Raw genomic sequence first — 22,305 nt, forward strand, 5'->3', positions numbered from 1 at the left:
CCACGGCGCCGGGGAACGGCCCAGAACGGCAGGTTGTGGCTCGGAGGCCGTCAGGTTTTTGCAGCCCCCGTACGGGCGGGCCCCCGGCCGCGTACTCTGTGCCACATCCCACAGACCACCGCATGAAGTGAGCCCTAGGCCATGCCCACCCAATCGGACATGACGACTCAACTCGACACCGGCGTACTGGACGCGCTCCAGCATCAGGTCGCCGTCTTCGCCCGCCGTGCGGAACAGACCCGGCTCGGCGGCGTCGGCCAGGCCCGCAATTCCATGGACCGAGCCGCGTATCTGCTGCTCAACCGGCTCGACCAGGAAGGCCCGATGGGGGTCAAGGCGCTCGCGGGGAGCATGGGCATCGACTCCTCCACCGTGACCCGCCAGGTCGCCCCGCTGGTCGACTCCGGCATGGTCAAGCGCACCTCGCACCCCGAGGACGGCCGGGCGGTCGTGCTGCAACTCTCCCCGCGCGGCAAGGCCCGCCTGGAGGAAGTGCGTTCGTCACGGCGCGATCTGATGTCCCGCGTGACCGGGGACTGGACGGCGGAGGAGCGCGATCTCTTCTGCGACCTCCTGACCCGCTTCAACGTCGCCCTCTCCGCCGCGCACACCACGGTGCCCCAGGCGACGCCCGCCACCTGACTCCAGACGACGCCCGCCACCTGACCCCGGCGCAGACATCTTGACCAGGTGCCTGTGCCTGCCGTGTCCTAAAAGGAACGGGAGGCGGAGGGCGTGGTGCGAGAGCGGCGGGCAGCACGGGATGGCCGCCGGGCCCGGGAGTTCGAGGCATTCGTCGCGGGCGCGGGTGGCCGACTGCTGCATGCGGCCACGCTGCTCACGGGGGAGCCGACGGGGGACACCGAAGCCGCCGAGCGTCTGCTGACCGCCGCGCTCGCGCGCACGTACGCCCGCTGGGACCGGCTGCGCGGCGAGGATCCGTACGACCACACCCGCCGGACGCTGGCCGCCCTCTTCGCCCACCGGGGCCACCGCTACCGCCGCCCGCGCGGCGGCACCCTGGCCCGGCTCACCCCGCAGGAGCGGCTGGTGCTGGTGCTGCGGCTGTACGAGGGGGTCGCGGAGGAGCAGACGGCGGCGGCGCTCGGGCTCCCGGTCGAGCGGGTCCGGGCGATCTGCACCCGCGCGGTCACGGCGATGCGCAGCGCGGCGGCCCGGCGCGGCACGACTGGAACGCGCCCGTCCGCCGGAACGTCGTCTTCCACCGAAGCGCCGCCCTCCGGCGGAACGTCATCCTCCGCCGGAGCGTCGCCCTCCGGCGGAACGCCCCCGTCCGGCGGCAGCCGGTCGGCCGCCGAGGCGACGGGGGCGGAAGCCGAGGCAGGAGCCGGAGCCGGAACGGGAGCGGGCCCATGAGCTTTCCCGACCGCAAGGAGACCGAGGTCCGCCGGATGCTGGAGGGCCCGCACCCCGCGCTGCCGCCGGATCTGGCGGGCCGGGCCGCCGAACGGGGGCGGCGGATGCTCCACCGCCACCAAGTGGTCCGCACCATCGGCTGGTTGCTGCTGCTCGCCGCGGTCGTCGCGTTCGGCGTCTGGGCGGCGATCGTCGAACCGTGGGCCGCGCCGCCGCCCACCGACACCACCCCTCCCCTCGAGGGGTGGTGACCCCTCGAGGGGTGGTGACCCCTCGAGGAGAGGTGATCGCTCGAGGAGAGGTGATCGCTCGAGCGGGTGACCACCCTCAAAATCCCGTAGTCCAGGCGTCAGCCCAGAGCCTGGCCCAGATCCATCAGCAGATCGTCGATCGACTCGATACCGACCGACAGCCGTACGAGATCGGCCGGCACCTCGAGCGCCGAGCCCGCCGCCGAGGCGTGCGTCATCCGCCCCGGGTGCTCGATCAGCGACTCGACGCCGCCGAGGGACTCCCCCAGCGTGAACAGCCGCGCCCGGTCGCACACCTCGACCGCCGCCTCCTCGCCGCCCGCGACCCGGAACGACACCATGCCGCCGAAGGCCCGCATCTGCTTGGCCGCGATCTCGTGCCCCACGTGCTCCGGCAGCCCCGGGTAGTAGACCTGGGTCACCTTGGGGTGCGCGGTGAGCATCTCCGCGATCCGCGTGGCGTTCGCGCTGTGCCGGTCCATCCGGACGGCGAGGGTCTTGATGCCGCGCATCACCAGCCAGGAGTCGAAGGGCCCGGCGATGGCACCCATCGCGTTCTGGTGGAAGGCGAGTTCGTCGCCGAGACCGGGGTCGGAGACGATCAGCGCACCGCCGACGACGTCCGAGTGCCCGCCCATGTACTTGGTGGTGGAGTGCACCACGACGTCCGCGCCGAGCGCGAGCGGCTGCTGGAGGTAGGGGCTGGCGAAGGTGTTGTCCACCACCAGCCGGGCCCCCGCTTCGCGGGCGACGTCGGCGACGGCGGCGATGTCGGTGATGCCGAGCAGCGGGTTGCTGGGCGTCTCGACCCAGATCACCTTCGTACGGGGGCGGAGCGCGGCCCGTACCGCCGCCGGGTCGGAGCTGTCGGCCACCGACCACTCCACGCCCCAGCGCTCCACGACCTTCGCGAACAGGCGGAACGTACCGCCGTACGCGTCGTTCGGGATCACGACGTGGTCGCCCGGCACCAGGAGCGTGCGCAGCAGGCAGTCCTCGGCGGCGAGACCCGAGGCGAAGGCCAGGCCGCGGCGGCCGCCCTCCAGCGCCGCCAGGTTCTCCTCGAGCGCGGTGCGGGTGGGGTTGGCGGAACGGCTGTACTCATAGCCGCCGCGCAGACCCCCCACGCCGTCCTGCTTGTAGGTGGAGACCTGGTAGATCGGGGGGACGACGGCGCCGGTGAGGGAGTCCGCCTCCTGGCCCGCGTGGATGGCGAGCGTCTCGAAACTCTGAGGATGCCCCTGGGGGTGCTGGTGACTCATGGGGCCGAGCGTAACGCCCGACGCGCCCGTGCTGGATTCAACGACCGCCGGGGCGCATAGGCTGGACCACAAGCCGTTCCGCACCACGAGCCGTTACGGGCCTTCACACGGGGACACCTCATGGAGCTTCTGATCTTCCTCATCGCCATCGTCATGATCGGCGGGCTGATCGTCGTACCGGCGTTGCGGCGGATGCGCGGGGGCCGCGGAGGCCGCGGGGCCGTGCAGGGTGCGATGCGCGCCTCGGACCCGCAGGAGTACGGCTTCGTCCCGCGCGAGCGGCTGGACGTACGGCTGCCCGGCCCGGACCGGCAGCTGATCGACGCGCTCGAGGAGGTCCAGGCCCGGCAGGACTGGCAGCCGGCCGCCCGGCTGCTCGCCCTCACCGAGGCCGGCTCGGAGCTGCGCTGGCAGCGGGTGCAGACGCTGGCCGGAGCGGCGGCCTTCGAGCTCGCCCAGGCCCCCGGCCAGGGCGGGATGTGGCTGCGCACCTGGCGGGTGGCGGCCCCCGAAGACCCGGGCGCGGCGGCGGTGCACGCGGAGTTCCTGGTCCGCCAGGCGCTGCTCGACCCGTCCTCGCAGGACTTCCGGATGATCCTGGAGGAGGCCCGGGACGTCTGCCACGAGGCGGCCCGGCTGGCCCCGGAGGACCCGGTGCCGCACATCATCGAGCTCGGCGTGGCCCGCGGTCTGGCCTACCGGCAGGCCGACTTCGAGGAGCTGTGGACCAAGGTCACCAAGCTCGCCCCACACCACATGGGCGCCCATCTGGCCGCCCTCCACTACTGGTGCGAGAAGTGGCACGGCTCCCAGGACCGCGCCGACGCCTTCACCCACGCGGCCGCCGCCTCCGCCCCCGCGAAGAGCCTGCTGCCCGCCCTCCCCCTCTTCGGCGTCTTCGAGCACCTGCCGGAGGCCAACCTCGTGCGCACCCTCTACCGCAGCGAGGTGATCACGAAGGCGATGGAGGGCGCCCTCTACGCCGTCCGCCAGGCCCCTGCCGACCACCCGGTGCTGCCGCACGTCCGCCACCTGCTGGTCTTCTTCCTGGTCCGCGCGGAGCGGTACGCGGAGGCCCTGGAGCAGCTGCGCCATGTGGACGGCCACGTGGGCGCGGTCCCGTGGTCGTACGGGGCGGACCCGGCGGCCGAGTACACGGTCTACCGGGCGCTGGCGGTGGCGGGCTGGGAGGGCGGCGGCGGCACCCCGGCGAGCCTGCCCCGGTGACGCTGAGATGGGCCCATCGGGGCCCCGGAATTCCCGCACCCCCATACCCGTTGGATTAAAAGCACGCCGCGCGAACGTGGCAGCCGCCGTACCCGTCCCGCGAGGAGCCCGAAGATGCTGTTCAGCCGCCACAGGAACCACCTCCCCACCGCCGAGGAGGCGCTGAAGGGCCGCCCCGAACCGGGCTTCCCCGTGCCCGACCGCCACACGGTCCTCGGCAACCCCCTGACCGGCCCGTACCCGGAGGGCCTGGTCGTCGCCGACTTCGGCCTGGGCTGCTTCTGGGGCGCGGAGCGGAAGTTCTGGCAGGCCCCGGGCGTGTGGACGACGCTCGTCGGCTACCAGGGCGGCCACACCGAGAACCCCACCTACGAGGAGGTCTGTAGCGGCCTCACCGGCCACACCGAGGCCGTCCGCGTCGTCTTCGACCCGAAGATCACCTCCTACGCCGCCCTCCTGAAGGTCTTCTGGGAGTCCCACGACCCCACCCAGGGCTTCCGCCAGGGCAACGACGTCGGCACCCAGTACCGCTCGGCGATCTACGCCCACTCCCCCGAGCAGCAGTCCGAGGCGGAGTCCTCCCGCGCCGCCTACCAGTCCGTCCTGACGGGCTCCGGCTACGGCGAGATCACCACCGAAATCCTCCCCGCGGGCCCCTTCTACCCGGCCGAGCCCTACCACCAGCAGTACCTGGACAAAAACCCCGCCGGCTACTGCGGCATCGGCGGCACGGGCGTCAAGCTAAGTGACCCCTCCGGCGGCGGCTCCTGCCCTACGGGCATCGCCCCCGCTGGAAGCTGAGGCCTCCGCCTCACTCATTCGGGCGATGTGATCGAGCTTGGACTCGATACGCTGCTCCCAGGGATCAGAATCACGCCCATGGGAGCAGCAATGACCACCTCCAGCGCCGGGCAGCCACTCATCCCTCAGCCGCCTGCCACCGTCACGGCCCTCCGCCAGGCCGTCGCGCAGATCGTGCCCGCCGCCCTGCCCGCCTTCACACGGGAGCTGGATCAGGCTGCCGATCAGTCCCGCCAGGCTTCCGATCTCGCCCCCCTCCAGCGGTTCATCGCCCAGTGGGCCGTCTACATCCACATCCAGCGGCAGCCGAATGTCGCGAAAGAATTCCGTCGCTGGGAGGACACCGCCGAGGTCGGTGACGCGACGCAGGCCCGCCGCGCCGCATCCGCTCTCGGCAAGATCCTGGACGACGCATACGCCGCGCTCGGCCTCCCGCCGCGGTGAGCGCCGACTGGCGCTGGGAATACGATCCCGATCACGCCCACGTCGCAGGCGGCATCCCCGCTCACGTGGTGGCCGAAGTCGAGCGTCTCGCGGAGCAACTGGTCGACTTGGCAGGGATGGGAGTCGACGTCAGCGATTTCGGCAATGGCCCCCGACCGGGAGGCATGCGCCGCATGGACGCGGCCGACGGCTGGTTCCACTTCCTAGTGGCACCGCGAGACCAACTCATCGTGATCGTCCGCATCATCCCACCCTTCCCACACATCTAAGTCGGACACCCGCTGCCGAACCGGTTGAGGAGCGGAATGCTCACCGAGAAGTAGCCCGCCTCACCCTCACCCGAACCGACCGCCCGTAAAAGCGCCGGCCGTACGTTCCGGAGATTTCTACCCTTCCGAACGTGAGCACGGACATCTACGGCTGCATCGAGACCCGCCATCCGTGTGCCGATCACGACTGGTACGACGACGAGCCGTGGCTGTACGCCATGGACCTGTCCCCGCTGTACTCCGGTAACGACTACACGGCCTTCGGATGCCTCTTCGGCGTCCGGAACTACGCCGGCTGGGAGCCGGTGGCCGCCGGTCGCGGGCTGCCGGAGGACGCCTCAGCCCAGGTCCGCGGTGACTGTGAGAAGTGGGCTCCCCACGATGCCCTCCACGGTGCCACCTGGGTCACCTGGCAGGAGCTGGAGGCCGTCAACATGAGCGCCGCTCCACGAGGATCCAGCGGGCTCCTACGAGTCCAGGAGCCCGAGACGTCGGCAGCGGCCTGGGAGTACTGGGTGACGGACACCTGGCCGATCGAGATCATCAACCGCTTCGGGGAACCACCGGTCGGCAGCTCCCCCGCGACAGCTCGCCACGGAACCTGGACATCGGGATCAGCGACGTTGGGCTTCCACCGTGTCACGCGCGGGCAGGCCCTCGGGCCCGGCAGTGGCTGGGAGCACGTCTTCGCCGTGATGAAGGCCCTGGCAGGACGCTTCGGCCCACAAGGGGTTCGGCTGGTCACCTACTTCGACTGACCTGCGCTGTACTACGGGGCACTCGGCACGACCGACTCGGCGGCAATGGGGTATGGGGCTTTCTTGCCCGACAGGCGTGGCACCCGCCCCCGAAGCCACGGACAAGTAGAACGCCTCAAGCCAGGGCGACACATCGCTCCACAGCGAGGGCGACGGCCGGCGCGGGAGGCATGCCCTGTATCGGGTCCGGGTCGCTTCGGCGGCGGCTCCGGTCCGTCATCCACTGGCAACCGGGCCGCGGATGTCAGTCGTTGTCGCCATGTCCGCCGCCATCGGCGGTCTTGGAGAAGCCGTCGTGCCAGGCGGCCTTCGCTCCGGAGTCGCCGATCCGGTACACGTCCACCACGGCGCCCGCGGCCACCACGACGGAGAGCACCACTGCCGCCGCACGGACGATCAGAGCGGACCGGGGCGTGGCCACCCGGGTCCGCTCCCCGGGGGCCTCCTCCGCCGACGCCGACCTGCGGGCCGTCCACCAGACCGCCGTCGCCAGCACGAACAGGCCCGCCGCCCAGGGAAGCAACCCGTCGCCGAGTTCGGCGTGCTCGCGCACCAGGGCATTGCTGTCGACGTGCTCCTCCAGCCACTCGCCGGCGTTCGTGGCCACGGGCACACTCGCCAGCGTCACGAGGGCCAGAAGTGGAAGCGCCACCCCCATCCGCCGGGCGGCACTCGGCCATATCGCGCCGACCACGACCGCCAGGGCACTCAGGGGGACAAGCACGACGACGAAGTGCACGACCAGGACGTGTGCGGGAAGGCCGTTGACAACGGTAATGCTCATCAGTTGTTCCTCCAGAAAGTGACCACGAGAAGTCGGCGCGTGCACGGGCGCTCCGTGTGTCGGCCTGTGAGGCGCGCCAGACTGTCACAGGAAGTTCTGAGCTTCCTCTGAACCCGCCGTCTTCCCGAGGCCCGCACCGGGCCCGAAGGCGCCGCCCAGCTCGAACTGCCGCTTCACGTTGACCGAGCTGGGCGAAGCGCTGACGCTCGTCGGCGTGGAGACGGCAGGTGTGCGGCTGCGTGCCGCTTCGGGTGCGGACGGCTCCGGGGTCGTGCGGCGCTGTTGTCAGGCGGAGTCGGAGCGCGCCTGCCGCAGGTTGTCCCGCACGGTACGCGTCGTGGGATGGTCCTCGCCCAGGACCCGGACGCATGCGGTGAGGGTCTGCTCGTACAGCGGGATGGCGCGGTTCAGGTCCCCTGCTCCTTTGTAAGCGTGGGCAAGGTTGTTGCGGGAGGCCAGGGTGTCGGGGTGGTCTTCGCCCAGGATCCGCACCCGGTCGGTGAGGGTCCGCTTGTGCAGGGGGATGGCCCGGTCCGGGTCCCCCGCCGCTTCATAGGCCCCCGCGAGGTTGTTACGGGAAGTCAGGGTCTGGGGGTGGTCTTCGCCCAGCACCCGAATGTGGTCGGTGAGGGTCTGCTCGTACAGAGGGATGGCCCGGCCCAGATTCCCCGCCGCCAGGTAGATCCCCGCGAGGTTGTTGCGGGAGGTCAGGGTGTCTGGGTGGTCTTTGCCCAGGATCCGGATCCGGCCGTCGAGGGTCTGCTTGAACAGACGGACGGCCCGGACCAGGTCTCCTTTCAACTCAAAGGAGTAGGCGAGTGTGTTGCGGGAGTTCAGGGTCTGGGGGTGGTCTTCGCCCAGGATCCGGATCTGGTCGGTGAGGGTCTGCTGGTGCAAGGGGATGGCCCGGTCCGGATCCCCGGCCGCCTGGTAGGCGCTGGCGAGGCTGTAACGCGAGATCAGGGTGTTGGGATGGTCATCGCCCAGCACCCGAATGTGGTCGGTGAGGGTTTGCTCGTACAGGGGGATGGCACGAGCCAGATTCCCCGCGTTGAGCTGTGCCCCTGCGAGGCTGTGACGATAGATCAGGGTGTGGGGGTGGTCTTCGCCCAGGGTCCGGACGCTGTCGGTAAGGGTCTGTTCGTGCAGGGAGATTGCCTGGTTGAGGTTCTCAGCCATCTGGTAGGCCCTGGCGAGGCTGTGACGGCAAGCCAAGGTGGTGGGGTGGTCCTCGCCGTAGAGGCGGGCTGAGGCAGCGGCGGCACGTTCGGCATAGGCGGTGGCTTGGACAGGTTGACGTTGGCTCAGCAGGAAGCGGGACGTGCCGTGCAGGATGAGGGCGGTGTCCGTGGTGTCTGTATGGAAATGGGTGAGATGGGTCTCGATGTGGGGGAGCAGGTCACGCCAGCGTGGCCATCCCGTGGGGTTGTTCTCCGGAACCTGGGGGAGGGCGGCCATGAGGAGGGATGTGCTGGTGGCGCGGGCTTCGGCGATGGCGTGTTCGGTGCGGTGGGGGTCGTCCGGGTCGGGGGTACGGGCGACGGCTTGAACCAGGCGGTGTGTGGCCGCGGCGGTCTCGGTGAGCGTGATCATGCTGAAGTCGGCGAGAAGGGCCAGTGCGTCGGCTTCCGCGCCAGGGTCGTTGGCAAGGCCGTCCAACAGATCACGGGGGATCTCGTTCGGAGCGAACCAGGCCATGATCTGGAGCAGGCGGACGGCCAAGGGATCGCGGCCCGCGATCGTGTCGACGGTGACGCGCCAGGTGCGGGCGATGGTGGTGCTGTGAGGGTCGCCATTGCCGGGGGTGGCAAGCATGCGAGCGGTCTGCGCACGGAAGCGTTCCAGATAGCCGGAGAAGGTGTTACGTGTACGGCGGATGTACGTACCGGCCTGCTCCAGCGCCAGAGGCAAGCAGCCCAGTTCAGCGGCCAGGCCCGCGGCGGCCGAGTGCTCGGCGGCATCGTTTCGACTTGCCAAGTGGCACAACAGGCCTGCGGCAGCCTCCAGGGCCAGGACGTCCAGGTGCAGCGGCTCGTCGGCCAGCGCGTCCCAGCCCTGAGTCAGTCGGCTAGTGATGAGGTGGCTGCCACCGGTCAGCCTGGCCAGATAGGGGGCGAGATGGTGAGGGTCGGTGGCGTTGTCGAAGACCAGAAGCCACCCGGGATGGGTCTCCAGCCAGGCCAGGGCCCATTCAGCCAGGACGTCGCTCGCGATGGTGCTGGCATCGATTCCAGGAGTGAGCCGGGCGGTGAGCTGGGCGAGGGACGCGGTGATGGTCTCAGGGATCCCGGCGTTGATCCACCAGACCGCCGTGTACTCGGTGCGGTGACCATGGGCGTAGTGCAGGGCCAGAGAGGACTTCCCGATTCCGCCCAGACCGGAGACGGTCTGCGTCACTACCTGCGTGGCGGTCCGCGCGTTTCTGGGGTGCAAGGCGCGTTTCAGGTTGGCTGTTTCGTCCTCCCGGCCGACGAATCGGTGCGAGGCGGGCCGTGGAAGATTGTGCATCCCGTGCGGCGTGGGCAGGTCTACCGGTGGTGGTAGTGCCACCGGGGTTTGGACACGCACGTCTCCTGTGTGGACGGTGCCGTAATTGATTCCAACGGCAGGTGACCGGCTCCCAGAGGTGGCTGAGCCGAGCTGGGGCGGTAGGCCGGGCTGCGCGATATCTCCGGTCATGAGAAGGGGCTCAGGACTGGTCGCCGGTGTGGATGGTGCCGTAGTTGTTGTGGACGGCTGGTGACCTCTCCCCCGAGGTGGTCACGGTCACCGTGGCGGCTGCGGCCGGGCGGGCCCATCCAGCGATCTCGGCGGCGAGAGTCGGATCCGCGACCATCAGGCGGCGGATCTGGACGCGCACCATCGCCACCAGGTCCGCGTCATCGGGCGCACCGGCCAAATCGGAGACGCTGTCCGCGACGGCGTCCTGTTCGGCAGTCGGCTGAGCATCGGGCGCATCGCGGCCAGTGAGGCGGAGCAGGAGGCGTTGGCCGAAGGAAACGGTCGCGTCGGCGGCATCGCTCTCCACGCGGGCCAGTACTGCCGCGCCGTAGGCGGTGACAGCTGCGGTGGCGTACGGCGTGAGCTCTTGCGCTAGCTGGATCGCGTCCACGGACATATCGACAATCCCCCTGGAGATTCACGAGCCGCCAGCGCCCCGATACGCGGCGGTGCGGTGGGCCATCCAGCCTAGCCATCCGGGGAGACAACAGCCCCACCAACTGCACGACAACTCCACGGGCAATGGCGTGAACGCGGCCTGGGTCATATAGCTACACCCTCGTAGACACAGGCGTCTCCTGCCCCATCGGCGTGGCCCCGGCGGGGGGCCGCGCTCGGCCGTTTACCGCCCTGCCGGGGCGACTGCGGCAACGCCGTCGATCTCGACGAGCACGCCATCGCGCACGAGTTGCGTGACCACCGTGGTCCGGGCGGGCAGCGGAGAGCAATCCGCGAAGAACTCCCCGTATACGCGGTTGAAGGCGGCGAAGTGGCTGCGGTCGCTGAGGTAGCAGGTGCACTTGACGATCAGGTCCTTGCCGCTACCAGCTGCGACGAAGACCGCGACGAGGTTGAGCAGAACCTGCCGCACCTGGGCGTCGAAGTCGGCCGGTATCTCGTGCGTAACGGGGTCGAGCGGCCCCTGCCCGGAGGTGAAGATCAGCTCACCGGCCCTGATGGCCTGGGACAACGGGGGCTCGGTGCCGTCGGGGAAACGTACGAACGGGGCGTTCTCGGTGTGGATGCCTTCGATCATGGAGGCATTCTCCGTTACGGGCGCAGTCCGAGCTCAAAGTTGCGCGGGGAGCCGCACAACCTGGGCACCCCGCCGGGCACACCCCGGGAGGAACAAGTGGCTGTGTGAGCCCAGGGTCGGCCGCCGAAATTCAGTGGCCACCAGAACCGGCCGACCCCACGCTGTACCCCATGGAAGATCCGCGACGCGGGATCCGTGCCGTCCATTCGGAATCCACGATCACCGTCTACCAGGCGTACTCCCCCGAAATCGGCCTGCCCGCGGTCCGCGAGGGCCGTTTCCCGGCCCGGTGGAAGCGGGACAGGATGACGTGGATCAAGCCGTCGTTCCTGTGGATGATGTACCGCTGCGGCTGGGGCTCGAAAGCGGGGCAGGAGACCGTCCTGGCCGTCGAGATCAGCCGTGACGGCTTCGAGTGGGCGCTGCGCCACGCGGTTCTGTCGAGCTACGTGCGCGGGGTACACCCCGACCAGGCCACCTGGCAGCGTCAGTTGAAGCGCGCGCCCGCTCGCGTGCAGTGGGACCCCGAGCGCGACCTGCGCCTACGGCCCCTGCCGTACCGCTCCCTGCAACTCGGTCTCTCCGGTGAGGCCGTACGACGCTACGCGGACGAGTGGACGGTCGCCATCCGGGACGTCACCCCGCTCGCCCGCGAGATCCACTCCCTCGTCAGCGGTGGTGACCTGGACTCCGCGGCCCGACTGCTGCCCCAGGAGCGTCCCTATCCCACCGCGGACGACCTTCTTGCCCACCTGCGGGGATGACCGGCCGGTTCGCCGAACAGCCGACCGCGGCCGATGGACCGGCCGATCAGGACCGGCCGGTCAGGACCAGCCGATCGGCCCGTTGCGGTCGATGAAGCGTCCCGATCCGGCGCCGGGCCCTTCGGTCGCGAGGCGGACGATCGCGTCGGTGCCCTCGGTGACGGTCTGAGGGCCGGTGCGGCCGTTGAGATCGGTTGCCGTGTAGCCGGGATCGGCGGCGTTGACGCGGATGTCCTTCAGCCCCTTGGCGTACTGGGTGGTCAGCATGGTGAGGGCCGCCTTCGAGGCGGTGTAGAGGGGCGCGACCACCGAGGATTCGACCCGGGACGGGTCGTGGGTGATGGCGAGCGATCCCATCCCGCTGCTGACGTTGATGATGACCGGGTCCGGCGAGCGGCGCAGCAGCGGCAGGAAGGCGGTGGTCGTCCGCACCACACCGAACAGGTTGACATCGAAGACGCCCAGAGCGTCCGCGCCGGTCAGGTCGCCGGGATCGCCATGCGGGCCGTGCACCCCGGCGTTGTTGATCAGGACGTCGATCGCGCCCTCGTGCGCGGCGACGTCGGCCGCCGCGGCGGTGACGGAGGCGTCGTCGGTGACATCGATACGGACGAATCGCGCACCCAGCGTGGCGGCGGCCGCCGCGCCCCGCTCCGGGTCGCGGGCCCCGACGATCACGGTGTGACCGAGTGCGATGAGACGGCGGGCGGTCTCGTGGCCGAGCCCCTTGTTGGCTCCGGTGATGAACGTAGTGGTCATGGATCGATCGTCCGCGCGGCGCCGAGGCCGTACCAGGGACGCTTCGACCGTAGGAACGGCAGTACCAGAATGGGGGCGGGAAGGGGCAGGATGGCCGGTATGGCGATGAACGAGGGAGTCGGGCTGGGCGCGACGATCCGCGCCTGGCGGGAGCGGTTGTCTCCCTCCGCCGTGGGGCTGCCGACAGGCCGGGCACGCCGCGCGACCGGGCTGCGCCGTGAGGAGCTCGCCGAACGCGCCGGTGTCTCCGTCGACTATGTGGTGCGCCTGGAGCAGGGCCGGGCCACGGCACCTTCGGCCCAGGTCGTCGTGTCCCTGGCGCGCGCCCTGCGACTGACCGACGCCGAGCGTGACCACCTCTACCGCATGGCCGGGCTGGCCCCTCCGAATGACGAGCGGATCCCGGATCGCATCCCGCCGGGCGTTCACCGCGTACTGCACCGTCTCGGAGACGTCGCGGTCGCCGTATTCGCCGCGGACTGGCAGATGATCTGGTGGAACACCGGATGGGCGGCGCTTCTCGGCGACCCGTCGGCGTCGCCACCGGCACTGCGCAACTTCGCCCGCGAAAGGTTCCCGATCGGCTCCGACCCCGTACGCATCGCCGCGTGGCCGGTCATCGCGCGGAACAGCGACGACTCGGATCTCGCCATCGTCTCCGACCTCCGCCGCGCCACCGGCCGCTTCCCCCATGACGCACGCCTGGCGGAACTGATCCAGGTGCTCACCACGGGCAACCCGACATTCGCCCGGCTGTGGGCGAGCGGCACGGTGGCCGCACACCGCGAGGACCGCAAGACGGTCGAGCATCCCGAGGCCGGCACCGTCGACGTGGACTGCGATGTCCTGACCGACGGTGATTCCGACTTCAAGATCGTGATCTTGACCGCCGTGCCCGGCAGCGCGGATGAGGCCAAGTTGAGGCACCTTACGGCGACCCACGCCGACAGCACATCCGCGCCCGTCTTCTGACCGCACTGCCCTGGAGGTCGCATGCACGAAGAGCCGACAAGCGTCGTTGAGGCGGCGTTCCGCTATTACCGGTCACAGGACCGCGAGGCGGCCCTCCCCCTTTACGCTGACGACTTCACGTTCACCAGCCCCCAGGACGACCACATCGACAAGGCGACGTTCTTCGGGAAGTGCTTTCCCACCGCCAGCCGGCTCAGGGAACAGCGGTTGCTGCACGTGACGCCCGCGGATCAGGAACTCGTCTTCGCCTACTACGAGTACGAGCTCACGACGGGCGACCGGCACCGCAATGTCGAGGCGATCACCGTGCGGGACGGGCTCATCCGGGAGGTGCAGGTCTTCTTCGGCGGCAAGGTGTGAGCCGTCGGGACGCCCGTCGGCGTCCTCCGCTTCGGCCTCGCTACTGGCCGGAGGGCGTCGGTGCCGGTGCGAGGCCGTCTTCTACCAGGCCCGCGAGGACCGCTTCGCCCAGGGCGTGGACGGCGGACTGGGGGCGGACCATGACGGTGAACTCCTTGATGCGGCCGTCGTCGGCGAAGTGCAGCAGGTCGATGCCGTGGATCTCCTTGTCGCCGACCCTGGTGCGGAAGAGCAGCACCGCGGACTGGGCGGACGTGCCGTCGGTGCTGGTCTGCGCGGTGCCGGTGTGGTCGCCGATGTAGCGGAAGTCCTGGAAGGTGCGCAGCAGGACCCCGAAGAGGCCCAGCACCATCGGTTTGCCCTCGAAGGGGGTGAACTTGACGGGGCTGTAGAAGCGGATGTCCTCGGTGAAGAGGTCGTCCAGGGCCGCGAGGTCACGGTTGTCGATGGCGGTACGGAAACGGTCGGCAGTGGTCATCGCACACCCGCCTGCTTTCATAATCATGGATGTGAGTAGTCATTTTCATGACTATCATGGTTGCGTGTCCGGCGACAGAGGCATGCGGAGACACGAGGACACGGAGACATGAGGGAGGCGATCCGATGGCCCTACGGCACGCCGTGCTGGCGGCACTGCTCGAGGGGGAGCTCAGCGGATACCAGCTGACCAAGGCGTTCGACATCGGCGTGGCCAACTTCTGGCACGCCCAGCCACAGCAGCTCTACGCCGAGCTGACCCGCCTGGAGAAGGACGGGCTGATCGCGGGCCGGGCGGTGGTCCAGGAGACCCGCCCCACCAAGCGGTTGTTCCATGTGACCGATGCCGGGCTGGCGGAGCTGGAGGAGTTCACGGCGGCGTTCGCCAAGCCGTCCTTCATCCGTGACGACCTGCTCGTCAAGGTCCAGGCCGCCGACCACGTCGACACGGAGACCCTGATCGGCCAGCTCACCGAGCGTGCCAGCTTCGCCGAGGCCAAGATCCAGCTCTTCGGCAAGCTGCTGCGCAAGATGCGGGGTGACCTTACGGAGGAGGAATTCCTGCGCCACGGCCGCCGCATCGGCCCGTATCTGACCTGTCTGCGCGGCCTGGCCCTCGAACAGGGCAACCGCGACTGGTGCGAGCGCACCATCACCGTCCTGCGAGAGAGGCAGCACAGCCGTGCCCGACACTGACGCGGCGTACAGCCGCTATGTCGCACTGGGCGACAGCCAGACCGAGGGCCTCGGCGACGGCGACGACGTCACAGGGCTGCGCGGGTTCGCCGATCGCCTCGCCGAGCACCTCGCGCATGCGAATCCTGGCCTCTCGTACGCCAATCTCGCTGTACGGGGCCGTCTCGCCGCGCAGGTCCACGCGGAGCAGCTCGCACCGGCCCTGGCGCTCCGCCCCGATCTGGCCACCGTCGTCGCCGGGGTCAACGACCTCCTCCGCCCCCGCTTCGACGCCGACCGCACCGCCCACCACCTGGAGGCGATGTTCGCCGCGCTCAGCACGCACGGGGCCCACGTCGCCACGCTCACCTTCCCCGACCCCGCCCGCATCAGCCCCCTGGCGCGCCCCCTCACCCCGCGCGTCATAGCCCTCAACGAGCGCATCCGCGAGGCCGCCAGGCGCCATGGCGTCACCGTCGCCGAAACCGGCCACTACCCCGTCGTCACCGACCCCCGGCTGTGGAGTCACGACCGTCTCCACGCCAGCCCCATCGGCCACCAGCGCATCGCCGCCGCACTCGCGTACACCCTCAATCTCCCGGGCACCGACGACACCTGGAGCCACCCGCTGCCCCCGCCGGCGACGCCCGCGCCGACCGGATGGCGCGCCGCCACCGACGAACTCCGCTGGACCGCCACCTTCCTCGGCCCCTGGCTCACCCGCCGCCTTCGCGGCCGCTCCTCCGGCGACGGCCGCACGGCCAAGCGACCGCAGCTGGTGCCGGTGCGTGTCGAGACGTCCGAGCCGAGGTCTCGCGGTGAGCAGGTCGGCGAGAGTCCGTGAGCGAAGGGTGAGTTGTTCGAGGCGCTGACCTCCCTTCCGTGACGTCAGGCCGGGGCGGTTCGGGTCGCGGTGATCACCACCGTCGCGTACGGCATCGCGAAACTGCCGCCCATCGCGTCGATGGCCGCGCCGACACCCTCCAGCACCTCCGCCAGCCCAGCCGGAGGGAGTCGGGTGAAGGCGCCCTGGGTGGGGATCTGCTCGAGCCAGGCGTCCCGGGTGTAGGTCCACTCCCAGTCGAACCGCCACTGTTCCGGTTCGCCGAACGCGCCCGCCGCCCGTATCCCGTCGGCGGCCTTGGTAAGGATCGGCTGATGCGTGTCCAGGCCGCCCCGCGCCACCGCCCGGAAGTCGAAAGGCGCGTCGGGCATCACCCGTCGGCAGACCGCGGCGAGGGCTTCCGCCAGCTCGGTTGGGGGCCGGAAGACGTTCCAGAACGCGGCCAGCCGGGCGCCGGGCCGCAGTACCCGGGCGGCTTTGGCCGCTCCCGCGACCGGGTCGATCCAGTGCCACGCCTGGCCCGCGATCACCGCGTCGAAGTGCCGGCCGGCCGGATCCCAGGCTTCGAACGTCGCGACCTCGACCGCCGTCCCGAGCCGCCGCGCCACGTCGGCCATCCGCGCGTCCGGCTCGACACCGAGCACCGTGCGGCCGGTCTGCTGGAACTGCCGGGCCGCGATACCGGTGCCGCAGCCGACGTCGAGGATGTCGGGGACATCGCGGACGCCGGGGGCATCGAGGGCGCCGGGGGTATCGAGGGCGCCGGGGCCCGGGCTGCCGGTGGCGATCCGGTCCACCATGGCCTGGGGGTAGCGGGGCCGGGCCTGGTCATAGCGTTCGGCATCCGTGCCGAACGACTCGGCCATCTGCCGCTGTTGATGGGGCTCGTTCCCGGAGAACGGTAGAGTGGGCATGCGCCCACTATGAGTGGGCACTTGCCCACTCGTCAACCGGGCGGGCCCACGAGCGAGGTGAGGAGGGACGCACGGTGCCGACAGGGGTGGCCATGCGTGACGTACGCGAGCAGTTGTTCCAGGCCGCCGAGCGGGTCCTGCTCCGGGACGGGCCGAGCGCGCTGACCAGCCGGGCGGTCACCACGGAGGCGGGCTGCGCGAAGGGCGTCCTGCACCGGCACTTCGCCGACTTCGACGCCTTCCTCGCCGAGCTCGTACGGGATCGCATCGCCCGGCTCGACCAGCAATCCGCCGACCTGCGCGACGCCGCGGGGACCGGCACCGTCGCCGGCCACCTCGCCGACGCCCTGACGACCCTGTTCGAGTCGGTCGCCGTGGCCCTCGTCAGCCTGGTCACCTCGCGGGACGAGCTCCGCGCCCGGCTCCGCGAGACCACACCGATCGGCATCCCGCTCCTGACGGAGGCCACGGCCATGCTCGCCTCCTACCTCACCGCCGAGCGGGACCGGGGACGCATCGCGGCCGACGCCGACATCGACGCGCTCGCACCCACGGTGATCGGGGCCGGACACCTGCTCTTCGCGGACCGCGAGGCCGCGCCGCCGGACGCCGTGGCCGTCCGCAAGATGGTCACCACCGTCATCGCCGACGTCGTACGGGAGCCGTCGCCCTGACACCCGGCGACGCCCGCGGACCGGGGGCCCGCGTCGTATGGACGTGCCCCCATCAGTCGGCCGCACCCCCATCGGTACGATCAGTAGAGAACAGGAACCCATCCCACGGGGGTGCAGGTCATGTCCGAGTCGACCGTGTCCGGAGCCGGGCGGAGTGAGTCGCCCGCCGTCGCGTTGGGGCCCACCGCGCTTGTTCTCGGGGTGTGCTCCGCCGTGGGCGCATTGGGCGTATTCGGGTCCACGCTCGTGCTCATCGCCCTTCCGTGGACGATCATCGCCGGGGCGCTCGCCGTCGTTCTCGGGGCCATGGGTGTGCACCACGCGCGCCGCGGGGTCGGGCGCCTGTGGGTCGCCGTCACCGGAGCCGCCCTCGGTGCCGTTGGGTTCTTCGGCACCACCGCCCTTCTCTGGTCCTTGGGCGGCTGACCAGCGGCCGACTACACGTTGGTGTCGAGCTCGGCGGCGGACGCGATGATGGCGTCGAGGACGGTCAGGACCTCCTTGCGGGGCTCGGAGCGGGTGGTGCGGTGCCGGGCGATCAGGCGGCGGGTGCCCAGGCCGGGCAGGGACACCGCCTTTACGCCGTCGGGCAGCACACCCAGCACGGCCAAGGCGGGCACGATCGCTATGCCCAGGCCTCCCGACACCAGGGAGAGCGCGACGTCGTAGTCGTAGTAGCTGTGGGCCGGGGGCGTGGCCTTCAGGCCGCGCCGGGCCTGTTCGGTGGCGCTGTGGGCGGCCGCGTCCGGGTCGACCCCGAGCCAGGTGAGGTGCTCCAGGTCCGCCGTGCTCATCGGGACCGGCGTCGCCGCGGGCATGATCACCACCCACGGTTCCTCGAGCACCGGCACATCGCGGGTGCCGCGCGCGGCGCGGTGGCCGAGGGGGGTCTCGGCCTCCAGAATGATCAGGTCGACCGCACCCGACCGCAGCTCCTGCTGGGCCTTTTCGCCGTCCATCTCCCGGATCAGCAGTTCCAGACCGGGGAACTGCTCGCGCAGCCCGTGCACCAGCGGTACGAGCAGCATGCGGATCACCGTCTTGAAGGCGCTGATGACGACGGTGCCCGTCACCTCCCCCTGTAGCGCCGCCAGTGCTTTGCGGGCGTCGGTCAGCTCGGACTCGATGCGCTCCGCGGTTTCGGCGAGCACCCGTCCCGCCTGTGTGAGGACGGCTCCGCGCGGCTGACGGTCCAGAACGGTGACGCCCACCGCGCCCTCCAGGCGGGCGATCTGCTGGGACACGGCCGACGGTGTGAGATGCAGGACATCCGCCGCCGCCAGCACCCCTCCGGCCCGGTGGACGGCCAGCAGTACGGCCAGTTTGCGTGCGTCGATATCCATTCAGTTCAGCTTAATGCAGGGGGAAGACAACTTCGATTGATCTGTATGCCCATGGCCGCCACCATGGCGGTATGGAGGAGTTGCTGCCCCTGGTCGCCGCGGCGGCCGGGTGGATCGGTGCCCTGTGCACCGCCACGGCCTACGCCCTGGTGTCACGTCGGCGGATCGAACCGGATTCGCGTACATCCCAGTCGATCAACATGCTCGGTGGCGCACTGCTGGCCGTATCGGCGGCCGCCAATGGGGCCTGGCCATCGGTCACTTCGAACTTCGTGTGGATCATCATCGGCATGCAGACCCTCGTGAGCGTACGCCGCGGCCTGGGCGTGACCGACGGTCGCTAAGCGCTCCGCTGGAAGTGTCGCGATGGGTCGTCGGCCGGCTGCGGTGCCGTCGTGGCTGGTCGCGCCCGCGCGGCGGAGCCGCATATCGACACGGCCCCGCGCCCCTTCGGGGCGCTGCCCGGACATGGCGGTTGGCGGCCTCGGCGGTGGTCTTCAGATCGCTCAACCACGCTTCGAGGCCCTGGCCCAGGGCCTCGGTCGCGGTGGAGGGGTCGTGGCGGCGGCTTGGGTGGTGTTGGCCTTGTTGGCCCTTGCCCGTGCGGCTTGGGTCTGTGGCGCGGCCATCCCTACGACGCCCGCGGCGGCGAGCGCGATCGTGAGGGCGCCGCGACCCGCGGGTCATCTCTGCGCGCTGATCCTGAACACCGGGAAGCCGGGCGCGATCTCCAGCAGCTTCTCGTCGCTCGAATTCGCGTCGACATCGTCGAAGAAGCGGCCGACCTCCCACGCCCACTTCTTCAGGTACAGCCGCAGGATCTCCGGCTTCGCGCCGTCCTCCACCTCGACGGCGCTGAACGGCTCCACCCTGCGGCCCAGCCGCAGTTCGCCGCCGCCCGCCGCGCGCATATTGCGCACCCACTGGGTGTGGCCGCGCGGGGCGACGAGGTAGCGCTCACCGCGCAGGGTCAGCGGGTTGACCGGGGTGGTGCGCCACTCGCCGCTCTTGCGGCCGCGGACGGCCAGGATCTGGCTCCCGGCCAGGCCGATGCCGAGCTTCGTCAGGTACTTGGCCAGGCCGTTGAAGATCCTGTCGAACGTGCTGGGCTTGAGGTTGCGGAGCTCGGTCATGTCATTCCTCTTCGGCTTCCGGCGTGCGAGAGCAGTGTTCAGGTGGCGAGAGCAGTGCTCTCTCTTGAGATCACTGAACACCGGAACCCATCCGCAAGTCAAGAGCAGTGCTCTCGAAATCGTGCGCCGCTCTCGTTCATGGCACACTGGTCGGCATGAACGCCAGTCGGACAGCCAGGGACCGGGCCCGCGCGGAGCTCACGCAGGAGATCAAGAACGAGGCCCGGCGTCAGCTCGCGGTGGATGGCGCCCAGAAACTCTCGTTGCGCTCGGTCGCCCGGGAGTTGGGCATGGTGTCGTCGGCCCTGTACCGCTACTTCGCCAGCAGGGACGAGCTGCTCACCGCGCTGATCATCGACGCGTACGACGCGGTGGGCGAGCGGGCGGAGCAGGCCGCGAGCAAGGCCGCGGAGGGGGACGCGCCGCGGGAGCGCTGGCGCAAGGCGTGTCACGCGGTCCGGGACTGGGCGCGGGCCAATCCGCATGAGTACGCCCTGATCTACGGTTCGCCGATCCCGGGGTACGCCGCCCCGCAGGACACGGTCGCCTCGGCGGCGCGCGTACCGATGGTCCTGATCAGGATCCTGCGGGAGACGAACCCCTCGCCCGCGTTCGAAGGCCCGCCCCTGACCGAAGGGCTGGCCGGTCAGTTGCGGGCACTGGGCGAACAGGTCGCGCCGGACGGTGAACGGATCGCGCCGGATCTACCGCCGGAGACGCTCAACCGCGGCATCGTGGTGTGGACGCAGCTGTTCGGGATGCTGAGCTTCGAGCTGTTCGGTCAGTTCGTCGGCAGCGTGGACCCCACCGACGAGTTCTTCGACCACACGATCGAACAGCTCGCCGACTTCCTCGGGCTTCCGCCGACCCGTTGACGGGTCACGGGCGGCGGGCCGCCCACAGGGTGCGCTCGGCGCGGACGGCGAGGTCGTCGCGTCGCAGCACGCTGTCCGGGCCGTCGCTGTCGATGAGGTGGTCGAGGGTGGCCAGGTCGTCGGGGCTCAGGCGGGCCGCCACATGGGAGCGCACTCGGCGGAGGAACGCCTGGGCGTAGCGGCCGGTGGGCTCGGGGAGCGGGGGACGCAGATCGATGGTGAAGGGGCGCTCCACCGCGATGCCGAATCCGGCGCGGGAGAGGCGAGGGCCCCAGTCGGAGCCCAGCTCCGGCATCCGCTCGGCGTGCTCCTGGGCCTGTACGGCGTGACAGCGGGCCTCGAGTCCTGGGCGCCCTCGGCCGACGTCCTCGGGGAGGAAGCGCGGGAAACCGGCCATCTCGATCACGGCCAGGAGACCGCCGGGGCGCAGCCGCTCGAAGATCTCGCGCAAGGCGCGGTCGGGGTCGGCGAGGTGGTGGACGGACGCCGACGCCCACACCAGGTCCACGGGGCCGAAGTCCGGCCATGTGTCGTCCAGATCCGCCTGGACGGTGCAGACGCGGTCCTCCACTCCGCGTGCGCGGGCCTTGTCCCGTAGGTGCTCCAGGAGGTCGGGGGATCGGTCGACGGCGATCGCCTCGGCGTCCTCGAAGCGCTGGAGCAGGGCGAGGGTGCCGGTGCCGGTGCCGCTGCCCAGGTCGAGGATGCGGCGGGGCGGGTCGTCCCGCGTCAACTGGGCGAGCTGAGACGTCACTTCGGACAGGTAAGTGTGCAGGACTTCGGCGTCGAGGTCCAGGAGTTCGGCCCAGCCCGAGTCGTCCGGCCCGTCCCCGCCGTGGTGGTGCTCGTGGTTGTGCTCGTGGTGGTGGTCCGTCATGTTTCGAGCGTAAGTGGGCCTTGCCTCAGCGGCATACCATCTTGCGTATGACGCAAGAGGACAGCGCTCTCGACGCCCTGGTTCGCAAGCGGATCAGGGGACTGCGTTCGGCCATGGGCTGGTCGCTGGACGATCTGGCCGCCCGCTGCTATCTGAGCCCGTCCACGCTGAGCCGGATCGAGACGGGGCATCGACGGATCGGTCTTGATCAGTTGAGCGCGATAGCGCGGGCCCTGGGGACCAGCCTGGATCAGCTGGTGGAGTCGACCGCCGATGACGACGTGATCATCCGGCCGCAGCATAACGCGGCGCGCGGGCTGACCACCTGGATGCTGAACCGGCAGGCCGGGGTCATCGTGGCCAAACTACGCCTCACCAAACCGGCCCCGACCAGTGCCGCGGCGCTGAAGGTCCATCCGGGCAGGGACTGGTTCACGGTCCTGTCCGGGGCCGTGACGCTCGTGTTGGGGGATCGGAGGATCGTCGTCGAGACCGGGCAGGCGGCGGAGTTCTCCACGATGATCCCCCACGCCTTCGGAGCGCACGGCGGACCTGCCGAGGCCCTGGGCATCCTGGACCAGGACGGGCGCCGTACACATCTGCGGTCGCTGTCGGAGGAGGCGGAGGAGGGCGAGGGGACGGCCTGAACAGGTCGCAGGAAGTCCGCTACGGCTCGGGCAGCGCCCCGAAGGGGCGCGGGGCTGTGTC

At 70.3% G+C, this 22,305-nt stretch carries 29 protein-coding genes; 18 read left to right on the plus strand and 11 right to left on the minus strand.

The features are described 5' to 3' along the window. The first annotated feature begins 141 nt into the window (after window positions 1-141). The 3 genes from ACT2CW_RS13025 (at window position 142) to ACT2CW_RS13035 (ending at window position 1,628) form a co-directional block, all read left to right on the plus strand. Complete coding sequence (locus ACT2CW_RS13025) at window positions 142-642, plus strand: MarR family winged helix-turn-helix transcriptional regulator (RefSeq protein WP_171072617.1); 501 nt, start codon at window positions 142-144, stop codon at window positions 640-642. 93 nt (window positions 643-735) lie between these two features. Then, window positions 736-1,377 carry a sigma factor-like helix-turn-helix DNA-binding protein gene (locus ACT2CW_RS13030; RefSeq protein WP_445516629.1) on the plus strand — a complete coding sequence of 214 codons (642 nt, stop codon included), beginning with the start codon at window positions 736-738 and terminating at the stop codon, window positions 1,375-1,377. After that, window positions 1,374-1,628 (plus strand): hypothetical protein, encoded by a 255-nt coding sequence (locus ACT2CW_RS13035; RefSeq protein ID WP_086886529.1) that lies wholly within the window; start codon window positions 1,374-1,376, stop codon window positions 1,626-1,628. The genes ACT2CW_RS13030 and ACT2CW_RS13035 overlap by 4 nt, the downstream gene beginning before the upstream one ends. 98 nt (window positions 1,629-1,726) lie before the next feature. Here the strand turns inward: ACT2CW_RS13035 and ACT2CW_RS13040 are convergent, their stop codons facing one another. Next, window positions 1,727-2,890 (minus strand): cystathionine gamma-synthase, encoded by a 1,164-nt coding sequence (locus tag ACT2CW_RS13040; protein ID WP_164428593.1) that lies wholly within the window; start codon window positions 2,888-2,890, stop codon window positions 1,727-1,729. Window positions 2,891-3,010: 120 nt separating this feature from the next. On the opposite strand from ACT2CW_RS13040, the gene ACT2CW_RS13045 reads away from it, so the two are divergent. From ACT2CW_RS13045 to ACT2CW_RS13065, 5 genes are all read left to right on the plus strand, one after another. Next, a complete protein-coding gene (locus tag ACT2CW_RS13045; RefSeq protein WP_414082872.1) occupies window positions 3,011-4,117 on the plus strand; it encodes a hypothetical protein in 1,107 nt (368 codons plus the stop codon). A 114-nt stretch (window positions 4,118-4,231) separates the two neighbouring features. Next, window positions 4,232-4,918: a peptide-methionine (S)-S-oxide reductase MsrA gene (gene msrA, locus ACT2CW_RS13050; protein WP_164428589.1), complete on the plus strand. Its 687-nt coding sequence runs from the start codon at window positions 4,232-4,234 to the stop codon at window positions 4,916-4,918. A gap of 90 nt (window positions 4,919-5,008) precedes the next feature. Continuing rightward, the gene (locus tag ACT2CW_RS13055; RefSeq protein ID WP_164428696.1) at window positions 5,009-5,362 is read left to right on the plus strand and encodes a DUF6247 family protein; all 354 of its coding nucleotides are present in this window, start codon (window positions 5,009-5,011) and stop codon (window positions 5,360-5,362) included. Next, on the plus strand, window positions 5,359-5,631 hold the full coding sequence (locus ACT2CW_RS13060) for a hypothetical protein (protein WP_164428587.1): 273 nt from the start codon (window positions 5,359-5,361) through the stop codon (window positions 5,629-5,631). The genes ACT2CW_RS13055 and ACT2CW_RS13060 overlap by 4 nt, the downstream gene beginning before the upstream one ends. Window positions 5,632-5,762: 131 nt before the next feature. After that, window positions 5,763-6,389, plus strand: a complete 627-nt coding sequence (locus ACT2CW_RS13065; RefSeq protein ID WP_445516630.1) for a hypothetical protein — start codon at window positions 5,763-5,765, stop codon at window positions 6,387-6,389. Window positions 6,390-6,633: 244 nt separating this feature from the next. Here ACT2CW_RS13065 and ACT2CW_RS13070 read toward each other — a convergent pair whose 3' ends face one another. From ACT2CW_RS13070 to ACT2CW_RS13085, 4 genes are all read right to left on the minus strand, one after another. Next, the gene (locus ACT2CW_RS13070; protein ID WP_445516631.1) at window positions 6,634-7,173 is read right to left on the minus strand and encodes a DUF2231 domain-containing protein; all 540 of its coding nucleotides are present in this window, start codon (window positions 7,171-7,173) and stop codon (window positions 6,634-6,636) included. A 285-nt stretch (window positions 7,174-7,458) separates the two neighbouring features. Continuing rightward, window positions 7,459-9,852, minus strand: a complete 2,394-nt coding sequence (gene fxsT / locus ACT2CW_RS13075; RefSeq protein ID WP_445516632.1) for an FxSxx-COOH system tetratricopeptide repeat protein — start codon at window positions 9,850-9,852, stop codon at window positions 7,459-7,461. A gap of 10 nt (window positions 9,853-9,862) precedes the next feature. After that, the gene (locus ACT2CW_RS13080) at window positions 9,863-10,285 is read right to left on the minus strand and encodes a hypothetical protein (RefSeq protein WP_445516633.1); all 423 of its coding nucleotides are present in this window, start codon (window positions 10,283-10,285) and stop codon (window positions 9,863-9,865) included. A 231-nt stretch (window positions 10,286-10,516) separates the two neighbouring features. Next, window positions 10,517-10,930 carry a RidA family protein gene (locus ACT2CW_RS13085; protein WP_164428581.1) on the minus strand — a complete coding sequence of 138 codons (414 nt, stop codon included), beginning with the start codon at window positions 10,928-10,930 and terminating at the stop codon, window positions 10,517-10,519. A 170-nt stretch (window positions 10,931-11,100) separates the two neighbouring features. Between ACT2CW_RS13085 and ACT2CW_RS13090 the strand changes: the two genes are divergently transcribed. Further along, complete coding sequence (locus tag ACT2CW_RS13090; protein WP_445516634.1) at window positions 11,101-11,694, plus strand: DUF4291 domain-containing protein; 594 nt, start codon at window positions 11,101-11,103, stop codon at window positions 11,692-11,694. Between the two features lie 60 nt (window positions 11,695-11,754). Here ACT2CW_RS13090 and ACT2CW_RS13095 read toward each other — a convergent pair whose 3' ends face one another. Continuing rightward, the gene (locus ACT2CW_RS13095) at window positions 11,755-12,453 is read right to left on the minus strand and encodes an SDR family NAD(P)-dependent oxidoreductase (protein WP_414082879.1); all 699 of its coding nucleotides are present in this window, start codon (window positions 12,451-12,453) and stop codon (window positions 11,755-11,757) included. Window positions 12,454-12,543: 90 nt separating this feature from the next. Here ACT2CW_RS13095 and ACT2CW_RS13100 point away from each other — a divergent pair, with 90 nt between their 5' ends. Further along, on the plus strand, window positions 12,544-13,425 hold the full coding sequence (locus ACT2CW_RS13100) for a helix-turn-helix transcriptional regulator (protein WP_445516635.1): 882 nt from the start codon (window positions 12,544-12,546) through the stop codon (window positions 13,423-13,425). Window positions 13,426-13,446: 21 nt separating this feature from the next. Next, window positions 13,447-13,785, plus strand: coding sequence for a nuclear transport factor 2 family protein (locus ACT2CW_RS13105; protein ID WP_445516636.1), 339 nt, complete (start codon window positions 13,447-13,449; stop codon window positions 13,783-13,785). 40 nt (window positions 13,786-13,825) lie between these two features. Here the strand turns inward: ACT2CW_RS13105 and ACT2CW_RS13110 are convergent, their stop codons facing one another. Further along, window positions 13,826-14,263, minus strand: coding sequence for a nuclear transport factor 2 family protein (locus ACT2CW_RS13110; RefSeq protein WP_138914089.1), 438 nt, complete (start codon window positions 14,261-14,263; stop codon window positions 13,826-13,828). A 125-nt stretch (window positions 14,264-14,388) separates the two neighbouring features. Here ACT2CW_RS13110 and ACT2CW_RS13115 point away from each other — a divergent pair, with 125 nt between their 5' ends. Then, window positions 14,389-14,958, plus strand: a complete 570-nt coding sequence (locus tag ACT2CW_RS13115) for a PadR family transcriptional regulator (protein ID WP_445516637.1) — start codon at window positions 14,389-14,391, stop codon at window positions 14,956-14,958. Continuing rightward, entirely contained in the window at window positions 14,945-15,781 is an 837-nt protein-coding gene (locus tag ACT2CW_RS13120) for an SGNH/GDSL hydrolase family protein (protein WP_445516638.1), read from the plus strand. The genes ACT2CW_RS13115 and ACT2CW_RS13120 overlap by 14 nt, the downstream gene beginning before the upstream one ends. Before the next feature lie 44 nt (window positions 15,782-15,825). On the opposite strand, the gene ACT2CW_RS13125 is transcribed toward ACT2CW_RS13120, so the two are convergent. After that, on the minus strand, window positions 15,826-16,695 hold the full coding sequence (locus tag ACT2CW_RS13125) for a class I SAM-dependent methyltransferase (protein ID WP_445516639.1): 870 nt from the start codon (window positions 16,693-16,695) through the stop codon (window positions 15,826-15,828). Between the two features lie 74 nt (window positions 16,696-16,769). Here ACT2CW_RS13125 and ACT2CW_RS13130 point away from each other — a divergent pair, with 74 nt between their 5' ends. Further along, complete coding sequence (locus ACT2CW_RS13130) at window positions 16,770-17,369, plus strand: TetR/AcrR family transcriptional regulator (protein WP_445516640.1); 600 nt, start codon at window positions 16,770-16,772, stop codon at window positions 17,367-17,369. Window positions 17,370-17,489: 120 nt separating this feature from the next. Continuing rightward, complete coding sequence (locus ACT2CW_RS13135; RefSeq protein ID WP_445516641.1) at window positions 17,490-17,795, plus strand: hypothetical protein; 306 nt, start codon at window positions 17,490-17,492, stop codon at window positions 17,793-17,795. 11 nt (window positions 17,796-17,806) lie between these two features. Here ACT2CW_RS13135 and ACT2CW_RS13140 read toward each other — a convergent pair whose 3' ends face one another. Beyond that, window positions 17,807-18,712 carry a LysR family transcriptional regulator gene (locus ACT2CW_RS13140; RefSeq protein WP_445516642.1) on the minus strand — a complete coding sequence of 302 codons (906 nt, stop codon included), beginning with the start codon at window positions 18,710-18,712 and terminating at the stop codon, window positions 17,807-17,809. A 71-nt stretch (window positions 18,713-18,783) separates the two neighbouring features. Between ACT2CW_RS13140 and ACT2CW_RS13145 the strand changes: the two genes are divergently transcribed. After that, window positions 18,784-19,056: a CBU_0592 family membrane protein gene (locus ACT2CW_RS13145; RefSeq protein WP_164428558.1), complete on the plus strand. Its 273-nt coding sequence runs from the start codon at window positions 18,784-18,786 to the stop codon at window positions 19,054-19,056. 339 nt (window positions 19,057-19,395) lie between these two features. On the opposite strand, the gene ACT2CW_RS13150 is transcribed toward ACT2CW_RS13145, so the two are convergent. Beyond that, window positions 19,396-19,845, minus strand: a complete 450-nt coding sequence (locus ACT2CW_RS13150; RefSeq protein WP_164428555.1) for a nitroreductase family deazaflavin-dependent oxidoreductase — start codon at window positions 19,843-19,845, stop codon at window positions 19,396-19,398. A gap of 155 nt (window positions 19,846-20,000) precedes the next feature. Between ACT2CW_RS13150 and ACT2CW_RS13155 the strand changes: the two genes are divergently transcribed. Next, the gene (locus ACT2CW_RS13155; RefSeq protein WP_445516643.1) at window positions 20,001-20,720 is read left to right on the plus strand and encodes a TetR/AcrR family transcriptional regulator; all 720 of its coding nucleotides are present in this window, start codon (window positions 20,001-20,003) and stop codon (window positions 20,718-20,720) included. A 4-nt stretch (window positions 20,721-20,724) separates the two neighbouring features. Here ACT2CW_RS13155 and ACT2CW_RS13160 read toward each other — a convergent pair whose 3' ends face one another. Beyond that, complete coding sequence (locus ACT2CW_RS13160) at window positions 20,725-21,597, minus strand: class I SAM-dependent methyltransferase (RefSeq protein WP_445516644.1); 873 nt, start codon at window positions 21,595-21,597, stop codon at window positions 20,725-20,727. A gap of 47 nt (window positions 21,598-21,644) precedes the next feature. Here ACT2CW_RS13160 and ACT2CW_RS13165 point away from each other — a divergent pair, with 47 nt between their 5' ends. Beyond that, entirely contained in the window at window positions 21,645-22,244 is a 600-nt protein-coding gene (locus ACT2CW_RS13165) for a helix-turn-helix domain-containing protein (RefSeq protein ID WP_445516645.1), read from the plus strand. Window positions 22,245-22,305 lie beyond the last annotated feature (61 nt).

It is taken from the genome of Streptomyces sp. NEAU-174 (genome assembly GCF_052665095.1).